Raw genomic sequence first — 19,784 nt, 5'->3', positions numbered from 1 at the left:
GGGATTGTCCCCGGCTTTTTTTTACTCTTCCGTTTTTGTCTCTGATGCGGCAGAGCTTGGCTTACGGCGTTTACCAATATTTTTGGTATCGCGGTGACGCTGCTTCACGCGCGGTTTCTCTTTTTCTTTCTCTTTTCTCTCAGCACGTTTCGCAAGCGCTTTCTTGGACGGTTTACCCGTCATTTTTTCACTCGGCGCACGTGTGGTTGGGCGCAAGCCATCAATAACCCGCGCTTTCAGCGGCTCATCAACATAGCGGCCAATTTTCTGCAGCAGCAGGTAGTCATGCGCTTCGACCAGTGAAATCGCAATCCCTTTGCGGCCCGCGCGGCCGGTACGGCCAATACGGTGCAGATAGGTATCGCCGCTGCGCGGCATATCGAAGTTAATGACGTGGCTGACGTCCGGAATGTCGATCCCGCGAGCGGCCACGTCTGTGGCAACCAGCACGTTAACGCGGCCATCGGTCAGGCGCTTAATGCCTTCGGTACGCTTGATCTGCGCCATCTCGCCTTCGAGATAGCAGTTGTTGATCCCGGCGTTACGCAGCATTTCTGCCAGCTCGTGCACGCGCTCGCGCTTACGCACAAACACGATTGTGCGCAGCGCATCTTCCTGCTTCAGCAGGTGTTTGAGCAATTCGACCTTGTGCTCAAGGTTGTCCGCGCGGTAGTACCACTGGTGGATCTTCTTACGCTCACGGGTGGACGGCGTCGCCGACACTTCTACCGGATCTTCCAGCAGACGCTCTGCGAAGTCTTTAATCGCTTCCCCTTCAAGGGTGGCAGAGAACAGCATCGTCTGGTTACGCCAGCGCGTTTCACCCGCAATATGCTCGATATCCTGTGCGAAGCCCATGTCCAGCATACGGTCGGCTTCGTCGAGGATCAGCGTTTCAACCGCGCGGCAGTCGAAGTTCTCTTCTTTAATGTACTGCAGCAGGCGGCCTGTCGTCGCAACGACGATGTCCTGGTTTTCGCTGAACACTTCGGCGTGGTTCATATACGCAACGCCGCCGGTGATGGTAGCGATATCCAGATGGGTATTTGCCGCGAGTTCACGCGCGTGATCGGCCACCTGCATGGCCAGTTCGCGCGTCGGCGTCAGGATTAAAATACGCGGCGGGCCAGATTTTTTGCGTGGGAAGTCGAGCAGATGCTGCAACACAGGCAGCAAATAGGCTGCAGTCTTCCCCGTACCGGTTGGCGCAGAACCGAGCACATCGCGGCCCTCAAGCGCAGGCGGAATGGCCGCTGCCTGAATGGCGGTCGGGCGTGTGAAGCCTTTGCTCTCAAGTGCATTGAGCAGGCTTTCATCGAGTTCAAGTTCGGAAAAAGTCGTTACAGTCATGTTCTACCTCTGTGTGGGGCGCTGATTATAGACGTTACGGCTGTAATCTTCATCTGTTTGTACGGATATCGCTTTTCGGCCACTTCGCTTTCCCCTATGCTACTCCAGTTTCACTTAGAAGGTTGCCCCGACATGTCTCAACTCAAAGCGCAACTGCGCCGCGATGGTTTTACGTTTAAACAATTTTTTGTCGCTCACGATCGCTGTGCCATGAAGGTCGGTACAGACGGTATTTTACTGGGAGCGTGGGCGCCTGTCGCAGGGGTTAAGCGTATTCTTGATATCGGTACCGGCAGCGGGCTGGTGGCGTTGATGCTGGCGCAGCGCACGGACGAGCATGTCACCATTGATGCCGTCGAACTGGACGCGGAGGCGGCAGAGCAGGCGAGTGACAATATGGCCGAATCGCCCTGGGCAGCCCGCATGAAAGTGGAATGTGCGGATGTGCTCGCCTGGGCGCCTGAACAAACCGCGCGTTACGATTTGATCGTCAGCAACCCTCCCTACTACGAGCCCGGCGTTGAGTGCGGGACACCCGAGCGCGAACAGGCGCGTTATACCCGTTCCCTCGATCATAAAGCGCTGCTCACTAGCGCGGCCGAGCTTATCTCCGAAGAGGGTTTTTTCTGCGTGGTCCTGCCTGAGAGTACGGGCAACACGTTCATCGGTATCGCGCAGGAGATCGGCTGGACGTTACGTCTGCGTACCGACATTTCGGATACGGAAGGCCGACTGCCGCACCGCGTGCTGCTGGCGCTCTCGCCGAAAGAGGGGGAATGCTTTAACGATCGAATGGTGATCCGTGGGGCAGACCAGCGTTATTCCGAAGATTACACTGCCCTGACCCAGGCGTTTTATCTGTTTATGTAAACCTGCGGGGCGAGGATCGACGGGCCGGATTCAGCAAGCTGATCCGGGTAGTCCAGGGTATAGTGCAACCCGCGGCTCTCTTTACGCATCATCGCGCAGCGAACGATTAGCTCGGCAACCTGCACCAGGTTGCGCAGCTCCAGCAGATTATTCGATACGCGGAAATTGGCATAATACTCGTCAATTTCCTGCTGCAGCATAGTGATGCGGCGCAAGGCGCGTTCCAGACGTTTCGTGGTGCGCACAATCCCCACGTAATCCCACATAAACAGCCGTAGCTCATGCCAGTTGTGCTGGATCACGACCAGCTCGTCCGGGTTATCCACGCGGCTTTCATCCCAGGCAGGCAGGCGCTCTGTTTCGCGGGCGTAGGGCATGCGTTTCGTGATGTCTTCTGCGGCAGACCAGCCGTAAACCAGGCACTCCAGCAGTGAGTTAGAGGCCATACGGTTCGCGCCGTGAAGTCCGGTATAGCTGACCTCACCAATAGCATAAAGACCATCCACATCGGTACGCCCATGATCGTCAACCATCACCCCACCGCAGGTGTAGTGGGCGGCTGGCACAATGGGTACCGGATCGCGGGTTAAATCGATGCCAAGGTTGAGCAGTTTTTCGTAAATCATCGGGAAGTGCTGACGAATAAACTCTGCTGGCTTGTGGCTGATATCAAGATACATGCAGTCCACGCCAAGACGCTTCATTTCATGGTCGATGGCGCGGGCAACGATATCGCGCGGGGCCAGTTCGCCACGAGCGTCAAAGTCCGGCATAAAGCGGGTGCCGTCAGGGCGTTTCAGATAGGCGCCTTCGCCGCGCAGGGCTTCCGTCAGCAGGAAGTTGCGCGCCTGAGGATGGAACAGGGCGGTTGGATGAAACTGATTGAACTCAAGGTTCGCCACCCGGCAGCCGGCGCGCCAGGCCATCGCGATACCGTCTCCGGAGGCAATGTCCGGGTTCGTGGTATACTGATACACTTTAGAGGCGCCGCCCGTAGCCAGCACCACAGCCTTCGCCTGGCAGGTTTCCACCTTCTCTTTATTGCGGTTCCACACCCAGGCGCCCACCACGCGACGCGTGCCCGGCAGGCCAATCTTGTCGGAGATAATCAGATCAACGGCATTGCTTCGTTCAAGCACCCGAATATTAGGATGGCTCAGCGCCTTGCCGACCAGCGTGGTCTCCACTTCTTTTCCGGTGGCATCCGCTGCGTGCAGGATGCGGCGGTGGCTATGACCGCCTTCGCGCGTCAGGTGGTAGCTCTCTTCACCGTTGGGTTGAACCTGCGTATCGAATAAGACGCCCTGGTCGATGAGCCACTGCACGCAATGGCGGGCATTGCTGGCGACAAACTCTGCGGCGTGCGCATCCACGATCCCGGCCCCGGCAATCAGCGTATCGTCGACGTGGGAGGCAATGCTGTCTGTCTCATCAAACACGGCGGCAATCCCGCCCTGGGCATAAAACGTGGAACCCTCGCTTATCGGCCCTTTACTCAGAACGATAACGTTTTGATGCTCGGCCAGGCGTAGCGCCAGAGAGAGACCGGCAGCGCCGCTGCCGATGATCAGTACATCACAATGGAGTTCAGGTGTTGTGTTCATGATTGTTGTTTAATTTACTAAACAGTGTTGGCTCAGAATAGCACCTGAGTGCGATTTATCGCACGTTTTTTTTAACGGGTGTTGCAATGGCTAAACGCGTAAGCGGAGGTAAACGGAGGGTAAATGAGTGAAATTATTTTGCGAAGCAGATCGTTAGCGTCAGATTTTGTGATGAAATAAAGACTGGGTTGCGTTACTCTTCTGGCGGGAAAAAGATGTTTCTTGTCAGAAAGTGGTGCGTATCGTGAACAGACTTATAATGAGAGAAAATGAACAGTCTGCGGCGCGATGAACAAAAACAAAGGCGTTACGGAACTTATTGAAGATCAGACACTCTAATTCGGTGCTTGCTCAAAGTGCGGTATTTTTAGAGTGGCGTTTCGATAACGCGTGGAATTTAGGTTTGGGGAGACATTACCTCGGATGAGCGAGCAGTTAACGGACCAGGTCCTGGTTGAACGGGTCCAGAAGGGAGATCAGAAAGCCTTTAACTTACTGGTGGTGCGCTACCAGCATAAGGTGGCGAGCCTGGTTTCCCGCTATGTACCGTCAGGCGATGTGCCTGATGTGGTGCAAGAGTCTTTTATTAAGGCCTATCGCGCGCTGGATTCGTTCCGGGGAGATAGTGCTTTTTATACCTGGCTGTACCGTATTGCGGTCAATACGGCAAAGAATTATCTGGTCGCTCAGGGCCGTCGTCCGCCTTCTAGTGATGTGGACGCAATCGACGCCGAAAACTTCGAAAGTGGCGGCGCATTGAAAGAAATTTCGAACCCTGAGAACTTAATGTTGTCAGAAGAACTGAGACAAATCGTTTTTCGCACGATCGAGTCGCTCCCGGAAGATTTACGCATGGCAATTACGTTACGGGAGCTGGATGGTCTGAGCTATGAAGAGATAGCCGCTATCATGGATTGTCCGGTCGGCACGGTACGTTCACGAATTTTCCGTGCGCGAGAAGCTATTGATAATAAAGTTCAACCGCTTATCAGGCGTTGACGATAGCGGGATACTGGAAAAGGTATTAGGCATGCAGAAAGAAAAACTTTCCGCTTTAATGGATGGTGAAACGGTGGATAGTGAGCTGCTCAACGAGCTGTCTCATTCTCCCGAAATGCAAGAGACCTGGGAGAGTTACCATCTCATCCGTGACACTCTTCGCGGTGACACCGGCGAGGTTCTCCATTTCGATATCTCAGCCCGCGTCATGGCGGCGATTGAGAATGAGCCTGTTCATCAGACCACTCCGCTGATTCCTGAAGCTCAACCCGCACCTCACCAGTGGCAGAAAATGCCATTCTGGCAAAAGGTGCGTCCGTGGGCCAGCCAGCTTACCCAAATGGGTGTGGCTGCATGCGTATCGCTTGCAGTTATCGTTGGCGTCCAGCACTATAATACTCAGTCTGAAACTAATCAGCAGCCAGAAGCGCCAGTGTTTAACACACTGCCGATGATGGGCAAAGCCAGCCCGGTAAGCCTGGGCGTACCGGCTGATGCTTCCGCCAGCGGCGGCCAGCAACAGCAGGTTCAGGAGCAGCGCCGTCGCATTAATGCGATGTTGCAGGATTACGAGTTGCAGCGTCGTCTGCACTCTGAACAGCTTCAGTTTGAGCAGGCGCAGACACAGCAAGCTGCTGTGCAGGTGCCCGGAAACCAAACTTTAGGAACGCAATCGCAGTAATGAAGCAACTTTGGTTCGCCATGTCTCTGATGGCGGGTAGCCTGTTCTTCTCTGCCAACGCCTCGGCTGATGTATCATCCGGGGCGTTGTTGCAGCAAATGAATCTGGCCAGCCAGTCACTCAATTACGAGTTGGCATTTATCAGCATCAATAAGCAGGGCGTCGAGTCGTTACGCTATCGCCATGCCCGTCTTGATAATCAGCCGCTCGCCCAGCTTTTACAGATGGATGGCCCGCGTCGGGAAGTTGTCCAGCGTGGTAACGAAATCAGCTATTTCGAACCCGGCCTGGAGCCTTTCACGCTGAATGGCGACTATATCGTTGATTCCCTGCCGTCACTCATTTACACCGACTTCAAACGGCTTGCCCCTTACTACGATTTTATTTCGGTAGGGCGTACGCGTATTGCGGACAGACTGTGTGAGGTGATCCGCGTTGTCGCCCGGGATGGAACGCGCTACAGCTATATTGTCTGGATTGACGCGGAAACCAAACTCCCCATGCGTGTAGACCTGCTTGACCGTGACGGTGAAACGCTGGAACAGTTCCGCGTTATCTCCTTTAGCGTGAACAACCAGGTTGGCAACAGCATGCAGAATCTGGCTAAGGCCAGCCTGCCGCCGCTGCTTTCCGTTCCGGCAGGCGATTCCGTTAATTTCAACTGGGTACCTGCCTGGATCCCGCAAGGATTTAGCGAAGTGTCCAGCAGCCGTCGCCAGCTGCCAACGATTGAAACGCCGGTGGAATCACGCCTCTATTCCGATGGTTTGTTCAGCTTCTCGGTGAATATCAATCGCGCAACGGCAAACAGCACTGAACAAATTCTGCGTACCGGGCGCCGTACGGTGAGCACAACGGTACGCGATAATGCAGAGATCACCATTGTGGGGGAACTTCCTCCGCAAACGGCGAAGCGCATCTCCGACAGCATTAAATTCAGGGCCGCACAATGATCAAAGAATGGGCGACGGTAGTCTCGTGGCAAAACGGCATTGCGCTGGTGAGCTGCGATGTAAAAGCCTCATGCAATAGCTGCGCATCCCGAGCCGGTTGCGGCAGCCGCGTGCTGAATAAGCTCGGGCCGCAAACCTCGCACACGATTTCTGTGCCGAGCGAACAGCCGCTGATGGCCGGGCAGAAAGTTGAACTCGGCATCGCGGAAGGCAGTCTGCTTAGCTCCGCCATGCTGGTCTACCTCTCTCCGCTGCTCGGGCTGTTTATCATGGGCGGCGTTTTCCAGATGCTGTTTGGCACCGACGGTGCCGCCATGTGCGGTGCCGCATTAGGTGGTCTGGGGGGATTCTGGCTTGCCAAAGGCCTCTCCCCGACGCTTGCCGCGCGCGAGGAGTGGCAGCCTGTCATTCTCAGCGTTGGGCTGGCGCCAGACCAGCTTCGCGTTGAGACGCTCTCTTCTGAGGCCCGGTGATTCATCGGGCTTTGTCATTTTTACGTCTTAAAACAGAAAACGTCCTTTCTTCACGCTATACCTGGCGCTAAGTCCATTTCCAGGTAGCGGAGATGTAGTGTAGAATGCTGCGTTTTCGCACTGAAAAACGTCAGGCTAAGAACAGCGGCCTCCAGGAATTCGTAAGGCATAATTATTTAACTATATGAAGAACATACGTAACTTTTCGATCATTGCTCACATTGACCACGGTAAGTCGACGCTGTCTGACCGTATTATCCAGATTTGCGGTGGCCTGTCTGATCGTGAAATGGAAGCCCAGGTTCTGGACTCCATGGACCTGGAACGCGAACGCGGTATCACCATCAAGGCGCAGAGCGTCACGCTGGATTACAAGGCGGCTGATGGCGAAACCTATCAGCTGAACTTTATCGACACCCCAGGCCACGTTGACTTCTCCTATGAGGTTTCACGCTCGCTCGCGGCCTGTGAAGGCGCGCTGCTGGTAGTCGATGCCGGGCAGGGCGTAGAAGCCCAGACCCTGGCAAACTGCTACACCGCGATGGAAATGGATCTCGAAGTTGTGCCGGTTCTGAACAAGATTGACCTGCCAGCCGCCGATCCTGAGCGCGTCGCGGAAGAGATTGAAGATATTGTCGGTATTGACGCGACCGATGCCGTGCGCTGCTCTGCGAAAACCGGCGTCGGCGTGACCGACGTTCTGGAACGTCTGGTACGTGATATTCCGGCCCCGGAAGGCGATCCGGATGCCCCGCTGCAGGCGCTGATTATTGACTCCTGGTTCGATAACTATCTGGGCGTTGTCTCCCTGGTGCGTATTAAAAACGGCACCATGCGCAAAGGCGACAAAATCAAGGTTATGAGTACCGGACAGGTCTATAACGCCGACCGTCTGGGTATCTTCACGCCAAAACAGGTTGACCGTACCGAGCTGACATGCGGCGAGGTAGGCTGGCTGGTGTGCGCCATCAAAGACATCCTCGGTGCGCCGGTGGGCGATACCCTGACAGGTGCGCGTAACCCGGCAGAAAAAGCGCTGCCAGGCTTTAAAAAGGTGAAACCGCAGGTTTACGCGGGCCTGTTCCCGGTCAGCTCTGACGACTACGAAAACTTCCGTGATGCGCTTGGCAAGCTGAGCCTGAACGATGCCTCCCTGTTCTACGAGCCAGAAAGCTCAACGGCGCTGGGCTTCGGCTTCCGCTGCGGCTTCCTCGGCCTGCTGCACATGGAGATCATTCAGGAACGTCTGGAGCGTGAATACGATCTGGACCTCATCACCACCGCGCCGACGGTAGTGTATGAAGTTGAAACCACCTCGAAAGAAGTGATCTACGTCGACAGCCCGTCCAAGCTGCCGCCGCTGAACAATATTCACGAGCTGCGTGAGCCTATTGCCGAATGTCACATGCTGCTGCCGCAGGAATTCCTCGGTAACGTCATTACGCTGTGTATTGAGAAGCGCGGCGTGCAGACCAATATGGTTTACCACGGTAACCAGGTCGCACTGACCTACGAAATCCCGATGGCGGAAGTGGTACTCGACTTCTTCGACCGTCTGAAGTCCACCTCCCGTGGCTATGCGTCACTGGATTACAACTTCAAACGCTTCCAGGCCTCCAACATGGTGCGTGTGGACGTGCTGATCAACGGCGAGCGTGTGGATGCGCTGGCGCTGATCACCCACAACGACAATGCGCCATACCGTGGCCGCGAGCTGGTTGAGAAGATGAAAGATCTGATCCCGCGTCAGCAGTTCGATATCGCGATTCAGGCGGCCATTGGCAACCACATTATCGCGCGTTCTACCGTGAAACAGCTGCGTAAAAACGTTCTGGCGAAGTGCTATGGCGGTGACGTCAGCCGTAAGAAAAAGCTGCTGCAGAAGCAGAAAGAAGGTAAGAAGCGTATGAAGCAGGTCGGTAACGTCGAGCTGCCGCAGGAAGCATTCCTTGCCATCCTTCATGTTGGTAAAGACGGCAAATAACCCTAAGGAGTTGGCATGGCGAACATGTTTGCCCTGATCCTGGTCATTGCTACCCTGGTGACAGGTCTGCTGTGGTGTCTGGATAAGTTTATCTTCGCCCCAAAACGTCGTGAACGTCAGGCTGCCGCACAGGCAGCCACTGGCGATGGTATTGACGCGAAAACCCTGAAGAAGGTCGGTCCGAAACCGGGCTGGCTGGAAACGGGCGCCTCGGTGTTTCCGGTGCTGGCGATTGTGCTGGTGGTACGTTCGTTTATTTACGAACCGTTCCAGATCCCATCAGGTTCAATGATGCCAACGCTGCTGATTGGTGATTTTATTCTGGTAGAGAAGTTTGCCTACGGCATTAAAGATCCAATCTACCAGAAAACGCTGATCGAGACCGGTCATCCGAAACGTGGCGACATCGTGGTGTTCAAATATCCGGAAGATCCGCGCCTGGACTACATCAAGCGCGCGGTAGGTCTGCCGGGTGACAAAGTGACTTACGATCCGGTTGCGAAAGAAGTCACCGTTCAGCCAGGCTGCAGCTCCGGTACTGCATGTGAAAACGCGCTGCCAATCACTTACTCGAACGTTGAGCCAAGTGATTTTGTGCAGACCTTTGCCCGTCACAACGGTGGCGAAGCGAGCAGCGGATTCTTCCAGGTACCGAAAGGCGAAACCAAAGATAACGGTATTCGTCTGGTTGAGCGCAAAGAGACGCTGGGTGACGTGACGCACCGGATCCTCACCGTGCCAATCGCGCAGGATCAAGTGGGTATGTACTATCGTCAGCCGGGCCAGCAGCTGGCAAGCTGGATTGTACCGCCAGGCCATTACTTCATGATGGGTGACAACCGCGATAATTCTGCGGACAGCCGTTACTGGGGCTTTGTGCCGGAAGCGAATCTGGTCGGTAAAGCGACCGCAATCTGGATGAGTTTTGAGAAGCAGGAAGGCGAATGGCCGACCGGCGTACGCCTGAATCGTATTGGCGGAATCCATTAATTCTCACTAAATGAACGTGTAGCCGCGAATTAACGCGGCTACATGAATTATTTCACCGATAAATCTCTTCGAACTAACGACATCCCCTGTCGTTGTGTATAGAATATTCCCCCGAAGTTTAAGGTTGGCCCTGCAAGGGTGCCACGGCACACGAAACCGCGTTGGTTTTCTCAGGTCGGTTTCGTGTGCTGCATTTTTGACGCATTCATTTATTGGTATCGCATGAACCCCATCGTAATTAATCGGCTTCAACGGAAGCTGGGCTACACTTTTCATCATCAGGAGTTGTTGCAACAGGCATTAACCCACCGCAGTGCCAGCAGCAAGCATAATGAGCGTCTCGAGTTTTTAGGCGACTCTATTTTAAGTTTCGTGATTGCGAATGCGCTTTATCATCGTTTCCCGCGCGTGGATGAAGGTGATATGAGCCGCATGCGTGCCACGCTGGTTCGGGGTAATACCCTTGCGGAAATCGCGCGCGAATTTGAGCTGGGCGAATGTCTGCGTCTTGGGCCGGGTGAACTGAAAAGCGGCGGCTTCCGTCGTGAATCTATTCTTGCCGATACGGTCGAAGCATTAATTGGTGGTGTGTTCCTGGACAGCGATATCCAGACCGTCGAAAAGCTGATCCTGAACTGGTATCAGACCCGTCTGGACGAAATCAGCCCGGGCGATAAACAAAAAGATCCCAAAACGCGTCTGCAGGAATATTTGCAGGGCCGTCATCTGCCGCTGCCATCTTATCTGGTGGTGCAGGTTCGTGGCGAAGCGCACGATCAGGAATTTACCATCCATTGCCAGGTCAGTGGCCTGAGTGAACCGGTGGTGGGCACAGGTTCAAGCCGTCGTAAGGCTGAACAGGCTGCCGCCGAACAGGCGTTAAAAATGCTGGAGCTGGAATGAGCGAAGAAAAGACCTATTGCGGATTTATTGCCATCGTCGGACGTCCGAACGTCGGCAAATCTACTCTGCTGAATAATCTGCTTGGGCAGAAGATTTCTATCACCTCGCGTAAGGCGCAGACCACGCGTCACCGCATCGTCGGTATCCATACTGAAGGCGCGTATCAGGCGATCTACGTCGATACCCCGGGCCTGCACATGGAAGAGAAGCGTGCCATCAACCGTCTGATGAACAAGGCGGCGAGCAGCTCGATTGGCGACGTGGAGCTGGTGATTTTCGTTGTGGAAGGCACCCGCTGGACGCCGGACGACGAGATGGTGCTGAACAAGCTGCGCGACGGCAAAACGCCGGTCATCCTCGCCGTCAACAAAGTTGACAACGTGCAGGAAAAGGCCGATCTGCTGCCGCATCTGCAGTGGCTCGGTAGCCAGATGAACTTCCTCGACATCGTTCCGCTGTCTGCGGAGACGGGTCTGAACGTGGATACCATCGCGGGCATCGTGCGCAAACATCTGCCGGAAGCGATTCATCACTTCCCGGAAGAGTACATCACCGATCGCTCTCAGCGCTTTATGGCGTCTGAAATCATCCGTGAAAAGCTGATGCGTTTCCTGGGCGCTGAACTGCCGTACTCTGTGACGGTGGAGATCGAGCGTTTCCAGAGCAACGAGCGCGGCGGCTACGACATCAACGGCCTGATCCTCGTTGAGCGTGAAGGGCAGAAGAAGATGGTGATCGGCAATAAAGGCGCCAAGATCAAAACCATCGGCATCGAAGCCCGAAAGGACATGCAGGAGATGTTCGAAGCGCCGGTTCACCTTGAACTGTGGGTGAAAGTGAAATCTGGCTGGGCCGATGATGAGCGTGCTCTGCGCAGCCTCGGTTACGGCGAAGACCAGTAACACAAGACGACGAGCATATGGATGGATGGCAGCGCGCCTTTGTCCTGCATAGTCGTCCCTGGAGCGAAACCAGCCTGATGCTGGACGTCTTCACGGAAGAGTCGGGCCGCGTGCGCCTTGTTGCAAAAGGCGCACGTTCCAAACGTTCTAACCTGAAAGGTGCCTTACAGCCTTTCACGCCGTTGCTGGTCCGCTTTGGTGGGCGAGGGGAAGTCAAAACCCTGCGCAGCGCCGAAGCCGTCTCCCTGGCGCTTCCTCTCTCCGGCATCACGCTCTACAGCGGTCTGTATGTCAATGAACTCATCTCACGCGTTCTTGAACATGAGACCCGCTTCTCTGAACTTTTCTTTGATTATCTCCACTGTATCCAGGCGCTGGCTGGCGCAACCGGTACGCCCGAGCCTGCGCTGCGGCGTTTTGAGCTGGCGCTGTTGGGCCATCTTGGGTACGGGGTCGATTTTCTGCACTGTGCGGGCAGCGGTGACGAAGTGGAAGACACCATGACCTACCGCTACCGCGAAGAAAAAGGCTTCATTGCCAGCGTCGTGATCGACAACAGCACCTTTACCGGGCGTCAGCTCAGGGCGCTTTATGAGCGCGAGTTTCCCGATCAGGATACCCTGCGCGCAGCAAAACGCTTTACCCGGATTGCCCTCAAGCCGTATCTTGGCGGCAAGCCCTTAAAGAGCCGCGAATTATTCAGGCAGTTTGTGCCGAAACGTTAGACCACCGAATCGAAAAGAAAACCGAGGATTGTCATGGCTGAATTACTGTTAGGCGTCAACATCGATCATATCGCCACGCTGCGTAATGCGCGCGGCACGGCGTATCCCGATCCGGTTCAGGCGGCGTTTATCGCTGAACAGGCTGGCGCCGACGGCATTACCGTTCACCTGCGAGAAGACCGTCGCCACATCACTGACCGCGACGTTCGCATTCTGCGTCAGACGCTGGACACCCGTATGAATCTGGAGATGGCGGTCACCGAAGAGATGCTGGCGATTGCCTGTGAGACCCAGCCGCACTTCTGCTGCCTGGTGCCGGAAAAACGCCAGGAAGTCACGACCGAAGGCGGTCTGGACGTGGCCGGCCAGCTCGACAAAATGCGCGATGCCTGCAAGCGCCTGGCTGATGCCGGTATCCTGGTTTCGCTGTTTATTGACGCCGACTTCACCCAGATTAAAGCGGCAGCCGACGTGGGCGCGCCGTATATCGAAATTCACACCGGCTGCTATGCCGATGCCAAAAACGATGCCGAGCAAGCGAAAGAGCTGGAGCGTATTGCTAAAGCGGCCACCTACGCGGCGAGCCTGGGTCTGAAGGTCAATGCCGGTCACGGCCTGACCTACCATAACGTGAAGGCCATTGCCGCCATCCCGGAAATGCACGAGCTGAACATCGGTCACGCGATCATTGGCCGCGCGGTGATGAGCGGCCTGAAAGAGGCGGTCGCAGAAATGAAACGCCTGATGCTGGAAGCGCGTCAGTAATGGCCATTCTGGGCTTAGGCACCGATATCGTGGAAATAGCCCGCATTGAAGCGGTGATCGCCCGCAGCGGCGATCGCCTCGCAAGGCGCGTGCTGAGCGATAACGAATGGGCCATCTGGGAAGCGCATCAGCAGCCGGTGCGTTTTCTGGCGAAGCGTTTTGCGGTAAAAGAGGCGGCCGCCAAAGCCTTCGGGACCGGCATTCGTAACGGTCTGGCGTTCAACCAGTTTGAAGTGTTTAACGATGAGCTGGGTAAGCCAAGCCTGCGTTTATGGGGCGAGGCGCAAAAGCTGGCAGAGAAGCTCGGCGTGAATCACGTCCACGTGACGATCGCGGATGAGCGTCACTATGCTAGCGCAACGGTGATCATCGAAAGTTAAAGTTTGTCCGCGTGGTGCATCAGGACAAACTTATCCCACAGCTGCTCTTCGCTCTCGACGTGTGCCGGATCCTTCAGGATGGTATTGGGGATCGGGCACACTTTCTGACAGGTCGGCGTCTCATAGTGGCCGATGCATTCGGTGCAGCGGTCGCTGTTAATCTCATAAATGCTGTCGCCCATCGAAATGGCCTGGTTCGGGCATTCGGGCTCGCACATATCGCAATTAATGCATTTTTTGGTAATTAACAGCGCCATCAGGAAATTCTCAGAAACAACACAAACTGGGCGGGCATTATACGCGTCAAACCAGTTTCTTTACCAGTTCTTCGCTGTGGCGAATGCGCTCGGGCGCACGCTCCAGATCCTGCTGCACCAGAGCCATAAACAGCAGGTCCGTCAGCATCATTTGTGCGCTGGTGGACGAGATAGCCGCGCTGCGCGTGGCCTGTTCCTCGGCAATGGTATATAAACAGCGCGTGGCCCGCTGCTGTAGGGCATTCGGCGTAAAACCGGTGATCGCCAGAATTTTACCGCCGACGCGCAGGACTTCGTCGGTGGCCATGTTGATCTCGCGGCGCTCGCCGGAATAGGAGATCGCCAGCAGCAGATCGTCAGGATCCATCGCCTGTACGGTCGCCAGCAGGGCGTGCATATCCTGCTCGACGATGGCGTTAAGGCCAATTTTTGTCAGCTTCCAGCCAAAGTTACGCGCCACAAGTCCGGACGCGCCGATGCCGGTCAGAACGATCCGCCGCGCGCCGCGCAGCATTGCCACGCTCTCCAGCAGCTTCTCTTCCGTATTCACATCGAGCGTCGCATGCATGGCCGCCACGTTCTCTTTGATCAGCTTTTCGCCGACCAGCCGCATCGGATCGTCTCCGCGGATCTGATTATGCACCGGCATGGACTGCGGGTTAGGGTTACTGACCAGCGCTTCACTGATCGCCAGCTTGAGGGCGGGGAATCCCTTAAAGCCAATCTTCTGCGCAAATTTCACCACGCTGGACTGGCTCACCCCGGCTTCACTCGCCAGCTGCTGCGAGCTGAGATGGCGCGCGCGATCGGGTTGAGAAAGCAGAAAATCCGCCAGCTTCTTGTCGCTTTGGGCAAAGCCTGCGTAGCGCTGGCGAATGCGAATTAAACAGTTCATACGGTCTCCTGGCGAAAATGTGATTATCTGCGCAAATACGGATTTTGCTCGCCTGAATGAATTTTATATTCCATTATAGTGTGATTATTATGAATTAAAAATTCTTGAGGTACAAAAATGAATCTTGGCTCACTTGTTTCTGAAACACGTAACCCGCAAACCATGGATCTGGATGCGCTCTCCACCCTGGAGCTGGTTAACCGCTTTAATCAACAGGATACGCTGGTCGCGCAGGCAGTGAAAGAGACATTACCAGAGGTGGCGAAAGCGGTCGATGCGGCTGCGGAAGCCCTCAAGGCCGGTGGACGCATTATTTACATGGGGGCGGGGACCAGCGGGCGTTTAGGGGTCCTGGACGCGTCAGAATGTCCGCCAACCTTTGGGGTCCCGCATGGTCTGGTAGTTGGGCTGATCGCCGGTGGCCCCGGTGCGCTGTTGAAAGCCGTTGAAGGGGCGGAAGACAACAAACAGCTGGGCGAGGATGACCTGAAGGATCTTAATCTGACCGCGAAGGATCTGGTGGTCGGGCTGGCGGCATCCGGGCGCACGCCGTACGTGATTGGCGGGCTGGAATACGCCAACCAGACCGGCTGTACGACGGTCGCCATCTCCTGCAACCCTGGCTCACCGATTGCGCAGGTGGCCACAATTGCTATCTCGCCAGTTGTCGGGCCGGAAGCGCTCACCGGCTCCACGCGCCTGAAATCCGGGACCGCGCAAAAGCTGGTGCTCAATATGATCTCCACCGGCGCGATGGTGAAGTTCGGCAAGGTGTATCAGAACCTGATGGTGGATATGCAGGCCACCAACGTCAAGCTGGTGGACAGAGCCTGCCGCATGGTGATGGAGGCGACGGGCGCAGGCCGCGAAGAGGCGGAAGCGGTACTCAAACAGACCGATCACGATGTTAAACCGGCCATTTTGATGATCTTAAGCGGGCTGGATGCGGCGGCCGCAAGAGCCAAACTCGATGCGCATAACGGTTTCTTACGGGCGGCATTAGAACACTAACAGAGGCGTGTATGGACAAAACAGCAGCGCTCGCCAGCGGTATCCTGCAGGGGATTGGTGGGGAACAAAATATTCAGCGTCTCGAAAACTGCATGACGCGCGTGCGCGTCGAGGTGCATGACGACGACCAGCTTGACGTGCCGCGTCTGAAGCAGCTTTCCGGCGTCAGCGGCTACGTGAAACAGGGGCAGCAGCACCAGCTGATCGTCGGCCCAGGGAAAGCGGCGCAGGTTGTCGATGCCATGCGCGCGCTGATGGGCGTGAGTGCGAGCGTATCGATTGACGATGCTGAGCGCACCAAAGCCCAGGCAAAGGCGAAATACAAAGCCCCGATGAGCGACGCGCTGCGACAGCTGGCAAACGTCTTTATTCCGCTGATCCCGGCGTTTATTGCCTCAGGCCTGATCACCGGGATCATCAATATCCTCAAGCGGCCGGATATTGTGGGGGATTTCGCCACGCAGTATCCAAACCTGCTGGGGATTCTCGGGATCTTCGGCAGCGCGGTGTTCGCCATCATGAACATTCTGGTCGGGGTGAATACCGCGAAGGTGTTTGGCGGATCGCTGGCGATGGGCGGGGTGATGGCGGGCATCTTGTCCAGCCCGCAGCTGGCGCAGATTACGCTGTTTGGTGAGGCGCTTCAGCCGGGCCGCGGCGGGGTGATCGCGGTGCTGCTGGTGGTCATCCTGATGTGCTGGATCGAGAAACGGCTGCGCGCGGTTCTGCCAGGCTCCATCGAGCTTATCCTCAACCCGCTGCTGACCACGCTGATTACCGGTAGCGTAGCGATTGTGGCCCTCCAGCCGTTAGGCGGGTGGATCTCTGAGGCGATTGCCCACGGTGCGTCGCTGGCGATTGACCGCGGCGGCCTGTTAGTGGGCGCGGTGCTGTCGGGTACTTTTCTGCCGCTGGTGCTGACCGGCCTGCATCAGGGGCTGGTTCCAATCCACGTCGAGCTGGTGCAGGCGCACGGGTATAACGCGCTGCTGCCTATCCTGTCGATGGCGGGTGTAGGGCAGGTCGGCGCGGCAATTGCGGTACTGATGAAAACCCGCAACGCGCGTCTGAAAAAAATGATTAAAGGCGCACTCCCGGTCGGACTGCTCGGCATTGGCGAGCCGCTGATTTTCGGCGTTACGCTGCCGCTGGGTAAACCGTTCCTCGCGGCCTGTCTGGGCGGCGCGGTAGGCGGGGCGCTGATCAGCTACTGGAAAGTTGCCACCGTCATCACCTTTGGTCTCTCGGGGTTACCGCTGGCATTAACCATCGTGACCGGAAAAGTGGTGCTCTATCTGTTAGGCTATTTAGTAGCGGTGATCGCCGGGTTCCTGTTTACCTGGCTGTTAGGTTTCAACGACCCAGAGGAGTAAGGTTTGGCAAATCACGGGCGTCGCGTTGTCTTTTTCGACCTGGATGGCACGCTGCATCAGCAGGATATGTTTGGTACGTTTATGCGTTACCTGCTGCGGCGTCAGCCTCTGAATGCGCTGCTCGTGCTACCGCTCTTACCTGTTATTGGGATCGCGCTGCTGGTGAAGGGCCGTGCGGCGCGATGGCCAATGAGCCTGCTGCTGTGGGGATGTACGTTTGGGCACAGCGAAGCGCGCCTCAAACAGCTCGAGCAGGATTTTGCGCACTGGTTCCGCGGCCACGTTGCCGCATTCCCGGTGGTGCAGGCGCGCCTGACCGGCTATCTCGACGCGAACGATGCCGACATCTGGCTGATTACCGGCTCCCCGCAGACGCTGGTGGAGCAGGTCTACTTTGATACCCCCTGGCTACCGCGCGTGAATCTTATCGCCACGCAAATTGCCCGCGGATACGGCGGTTGGGTGCTGACGATGCGCTGCCTGGGGCATGAAAAAGTGGTCCAGCTGGAAAAACGTATCGGCACGCCACTGCGCCTGTACAGCGGCTACAGCGACAGCAAGCAGGACAACCCGCTGCTCTATTTTTGCCAGCACCGCTGGCGCGTCAAGCCATCAGGTGAACTTCAGCAACTCGAATAGTCTTATCCATAAGGGGTGTGTATAATGCCGCCCGCTTTTCGACTGGAGTATCAACCGTTGTCCAACCCTGAATTCTCACATGAATACTGGATGCGCCACGCGCTAACGCTCGCTCAGCGTGCCTGGGACGAGGGCGAAGTGCCCGTGGGCGCCGTGCTGGTCCATAATAACCAGGTGATTGGTGAAGGGTGGAACCGTCCCATTGGCCGCCACGATCCGACGGCGCACGCCGAAATCATGGCGCTTCGTCAGGGCGGTCTGGTGCTGCAAAACTATCGCCTGCTTGATACCACGCTGTATGTGACGCTGGAGCCGTGCGTGATGTGCTCCGGGGCGATGGTACACAGCCGGATCGGAACTCTGGTCTTCGGTGCGCGAGATGAAAAAACCGGTGCGGCCGGTTCGCTGATGGACGTGCTGGGTCACCCGGGGATGAACCACCAGGTGAAGACTATCGGCGGGGTGCTTGCACCAGAGTGTTCGGGGCTATTAAGCGATTTCTTTCGAATGCGCCGTCAGCAGAAAAAGCAGCAAAAGGCAGAATTGAAGCCGACGGACGGTTAAGCTCGTCCGGCGCCACGACAGGGTAGCTTTGGGCCAGCCGTTTGGCCTCTGTCGCCTCTTTCTCTTTCTCCAGCAGATAACCGACCAGGCTGATCTGATATTTACGGATATTTTCCACGTAGGCGTAGGCTTCATGCCCGCGCGCGTAGCCGTACGTCAGCTTGTTATACCATGGCTTCTGGCTCAGCAGCGGCAGGCGCTGCTTTACGTCTGACCAGCTGTCCGGGTTGCCTTTCGTTTTGGCCGTCAGCGCTCGCGCATCCAGCATATGCGCATAGCCCATATTGTAGGCCGCCAGCGCGAACCAGATCCGCTCCTCTTCCGGCACCGTTTCCGGGACTTTGGCCATCATATCCTGCAGGTAGCGCGCGCCGCCGCTGATGCTCTGTTCCGCATCGGTACGGTCATTGACGCCGAGGCTCAGCGCGGTATTTTTAGTTAACATCATCAAACCACGTACGCCAGTCGGAGACGTGGCCTGGGTATCCCAGTGGGATTCCTGATAAGAAATAGCCGCCAGCAGTTTCCAGTCAATTTCCTGGGCGTATTTTTCGAACAGCGGCTGCAGGTCCGGCAGGACGCTGTCTACCGCACGCAGGAAGCTGCGGGTGTCAACGTAGTCAAAGTCATCACCATGCCCGAGGTACTTCTCCTCCAGGCGCGCCAGCGTACCGTCTTCATTCATGGTATTGAAGAAATCGAGCATCGCGGCAGAGAGGGTCTGATCGTCATCGAGCTGAGTAAACCAGGTCACAGGCTGCTCGTCGGTGACGTCCAGCGCCACGGCGATTTCAGGATGCACGCGCTGGAACAGGCTGATCGCGACCGAATCGGCGATGGTGTAGGGGACTTTCTGATCTTTTACCTGCTCCAGCAGCTCCGTCGTGCCGAGTTTCGCATCCACCGTCCAGCTCAGGTCCGGATATTTCTTCTCCTTGAGCTCGCGCAGATCGTCAATTACCACGTGACCGGGGGCAATCGTCAGCTGCCGATCGTTAATCGACGCCAGCGAGCGCGGGCGCAGGCTCCCGACGCGATAAACCAGCTGCTGCGAAACGGAGTAGTAGGTCGGGCCCGGCTGATAGTTTTTGCTGCGCTCGCTGTTATACACCAGCCCGGCGGCCAGCATATCGGCATCGTCGTTATCGAGGTCGTCAAACAGCTGGTTGATATTCTGGCGGACGGTGATTTTCAGCTTTACGCCAAGGTAATCGGCGAACTGCTGTGCCAGTTCATAATCCAATCCAATGATTTTGCCGTTGATGTCGCTGTAAATCAGCGGAGAGTTGAGGGTACTGACGCGCAATTCCCCCCGCTCCTGAATGGCGGCGATACGGTTTTCGGCTTTGCCGATCCAGGGGATGGAAGGCCAGAGGGCCACTGCCAACAGCAACGTTAGAATGCCGATGAGCAGATAATTAATCTTTAATTTTTTCAATTAGTTAATTCTCTGCGACGCCGGTTG

At 56.2% G+C, this 19,784-nt stretch carries 22 protein-coding genes; 17 read left to right on the top strand and 5 right to left on the bottom strand.

The window, feature by feature from the left end; translation table 11 throughout:
• Positions 1-21: 21 nt before the first annotated feature.
• A complete protein-coding gene (gene srmB / locus B498_RS06925; protein ID WP_008502189.1) occupies positions 22-1,350 on the bottom strand; it encodes an ATP-dependent RNA helicase SrmB in 1,329 nt (442 codons plus the stop codon).
• Positions 1,351-1,482: 132 nt separating this feature from the next.
• Between srmB and trmN the strand changes: the two genes are divergently transcribed.
• The gene (gene trmN / locus B498_RS06930; RefSeq protein WP_008502188.1) at positions 1,483-2,220 is read left to right on the top strand and encodes a tRNA(1)(Val) (adenine(37)-N(6))-methyltransferase TrmN; all 738 of its coding nucleotides are present in this window, start codon (positions 1,483-1,485) and stop codon (positions 2,218-2,220) included.
• Here trmN and nadB read toward each other — a convergent pair.
• Positions 2,205-3,824 carry an L-aspartate oxidase gene (gene nadB, locus B498_RS06935; RefSeq protein WP_008502187.1) on the bottom strand — a complete coding sequence of 540 codons (1,620 nt, stop codon included), beginning with the start codon at positions 3,822-3,824 and terminating at the stop codon, positions 2,205-2,207. The two genes, trmN and nadB, sit on opposite strands and share 16 nt — an antisense overlap.
• A gap of 343 nt (positions 3,825-4,167) precedes the next feature.
• On the opposite strand from nadB, the gene rseD reads away from it, so the two are divergent.
• From rseD to acpS, 12 genes are all read left to right on the top strand, one after another.
• Positions 4,168-4,251, top strand: coding sequence for a rpoE leader peptide RseD (gene rseD / locus B498_RS23520; protein WP_223605340.1), 84 nt, complete (start codon positions 4,168-4,170; stop codon positions 4,249-4,251).
• A complete protein-coding gene (gene rpoE / locus B498_RS06940; RefSeq protein WP_006176728.1) occupies positions 4,248-4,823 on the top strand; it encodes an RNA polymerase sigma factor RpoE in 576 nt (191 codons plus the stop codon). Before rseD ends, rpoE begins: the two co-directional genes overlap by 4 nt.
• A 31-nt stretch (positions 4,824-4,854) precedes the next feature.
• Positions 4,855-5,505 carry an anti-sigma-E factor RseA gene (gene rseA, locus B498_RS06945; RefSeq protein WP_008502186.1) on the top strand — a complete coding sequence of 217 codons (651 nt, stop codon included), beginning with the start codon at positions 4,855-4,857 and terminating at the stop codon, positions 5,503-5,505.
• A complete protein-coding gene (rseB, locus tag B498_RS06950; RefSeq protein ID WP_008502185.1) occupies positions 5,505-6,458 on the top strand; it encodes a sigma-E factor regulatory protein RseB in 954 nt (317 codons plus the stop codon). Before rseA ends, rseB begins: the two co-directional genes overlap by 1 nt.
• Positions 6,455-6,931, top strand: a complete 477-nt coding sequence (rseC, locus tag B498_RS06955) for a SoxR-reducing system protein RseC (protein WP_008502184.1) — start codon at positions 6,455-6,457, stop codon at positions 6,929-6,931. The genes rseB and rseC overlap by 4 nt, the downstream gene beginning before the upstream one ends.
• A gap of 184 nt (positions 6,932-7,115) precedes the next feature.
• A complete protein-coding gene (gene lepA / locus B498_RS06960) occupies positions 7,116-8,915 on the top strand; it encodes a translation elongation factor 4 (RefSeq protein WP_008502183.1) in 1,800 nt (599 codons plus the stop codon).
• A gap of 15 nt (positions 8,916-8,930) precedes the next feature.
• A complete protein-coding gene (gene lepB, locus B498_RS06965; RefSeq protein WP_008502182.1) occupies positions 8,931-9,905 on the top strand; it encodes a signal peptidase I in 975 nt (324 codons plus the stop codon).
• A 222-nt stretch (positions 9,906-10,127) separates the two neighbouring features.
• Complete coding sequence (gene rnc, locus B498_RS06970) at positions 10,128-10,808, top strand: ribonuclease III (protein WP_003860711.1); 681 nt, start codon at positions 10,128-10,130, stop codon at positions 10,806-10,808.
• Positions 10,805-11,710: a GTPase Era gene (era, locus tag B498_RS06975; protein WP_008502181.1), complete on the top strand. Its 906-nt coding sequence runs from the start codon at positions 10,805-10,807 to the stop codon at positions 11,708-11,710. The genes rnc and era overlap by 4 nt, the downstream gene beginning before the upstream one ends.
• A 17-nt stretch (positions 11,711-11,727) precedes the next feature.
• A complete protein-coding gene (recO, locus tag B498_RS06980; protein ID WP_008502180.1) occupies positions 11,728-12,435 on the top strand; it encodes a DNA repair protein RecO in 708 nt (235 codons plus the stop codon).
• 33 nt (positions 12,436-12,468) lie between these two features.
• Complete coding sequence (pdxJ, locus tag B498_RS06985) at positions 12,469-13,200, top strand: pyridoxine 5'-phosphate synthase (RefSeq protein WP_008502179.1); 732 nt, start codon at positions 12,469-12,471, stop codon at positions 13,198-13,200.
• Positions 13,200-13,580 carry a holo-ACP synthase gene (acpS, locus tag B498_RS06990; protein ID WP_008502178.1) on the top strand — a complete coding sequence of 127 codons (381 nt, stop codon included), beginning with the start codon at positions 13,200-13,202 and terminating at the stop codon, positions 13,578-13,580. Before pdxJ ends, acpS begins: the two co-directional genes overlap by 1 nt.
• On the opposite strand, the gene B498_RS06995 is transcribed toward acpS, so the two are convergent.
• Both B498_RS06995 and B498_RS07000 read right to left on the bottom strand, forming a co-directional pair.
• The gene (locus tag B498_RS06995) at positions 13,577-13,837 is read right to left on the bottom strand and encodes a YfhL family 4Fe-4S dicluster ferredoxin (RefSeq protein WP_008502177.1); all 261 of its coding nucleotides are present in this window, start codon (positions 13,835-13,837) and stop codon (positions 13,577-13,579) included. The genes acpS and B498_RS06995 overlap by 4 nt on opposite strands.
• A 46-nt stretch (positions 13,838-13,883) precedes the next feature.
• On the bottom strand, positions 13,884-14,732 hold the full coding sequence (locus B498_RS07000) for a MurR/RpiR family transcriptional regulator (protein ID WP_008502176.1): 849 nt from the start codon (positions 14,730-14,732) through the stop codon (positions 13,884-13,886).
• A 117-nt stretch (positions 14,733-14,849) separates the two neighbouring features.
• Here B498_RS07000 and murQ point away from each other — a divergent pair, with 117 nt between their 5' ends.
• The 4 genes from murQ to tadA are packed head-to-tail and all read left to right on the top strand — an operon-like array spanning position 14,850 to position 18,319.
• The gene (gene murQ, locus B498_RS07005) at positions 14,850-15,743 is read left to right on the top strand and encodes an N-acetylmuramic acid 6-phosphate etherase (RefSeq protein ID WP_008502175.1); all 894 of its coding nucleotides are present in this window, start codon (positions 14,850-14,852) and stop codon (positions 15,741-15,743) included.
• Positions 15,744-15,754: 11 nt separating this feature from the next.
• Complete coding sequence (locus B498_RS07010) at positions 15,755-17,116, top strand: PTS transporter subunit EIIC (RefSeq protein WP_008502174.1); 1,362 nt, start codon at positions 15,755-15,757, stop codon at positions 17,114-17,116.
• Positions 17,117-17,119: 3 nt separating this feature from the next.
• Entirely contained in the window at positions 17,120-17,755 is a 636-nt protein-coding gene (gene yfhb, locus B498_RS07015) for a phosphatidylglycerophosphatase C (RefSeq protein ID WP_008502173.1), read from the top strand.
• 24 nt (positions 17,756-17,779) lie between these two features.
• Positions 17,780-18,319, top strand: coding sequence for a tRNA adenosine(34) deaminase TadA (tadA, locus tag B498_RS07020; protein ID WP_008502172.1), 540 nt, complete (start codon positions 17,780-17,782; stop codon positions 18,317-18,319).
• Here the strand turns inward: tadA and mltF are convergent.
• Entirely contained in the window at positions 18,207-19,757 is a 1,551-nt protein-coding gene (gene mltF / locus B498_RS07025; protein WP_008502171.1) for a membrane-bound lytic murein transglycosylase MltF, read from the bottom strand. The genes tadA and mltF overlap by 113 nt on opposite strands.
• Positions 19,758-19,784: the final 27 nt, after the last annotated feature.

This window comes from Enterobacter sp. SST3 (genome assembly GCF_000286655.1).
GTDB lineage: Bacteria > Pseudomonadota > Gammaproteobacteria > Enterobacterales > Enterobacteriaceae > Enterobacter > Enterobacter roggenkampii.
The sequence above is the reverse complement of the archived record's forward strand: the minus strand, read 5'-3'. Positions and strand labels throughout refer to the sequence as shown.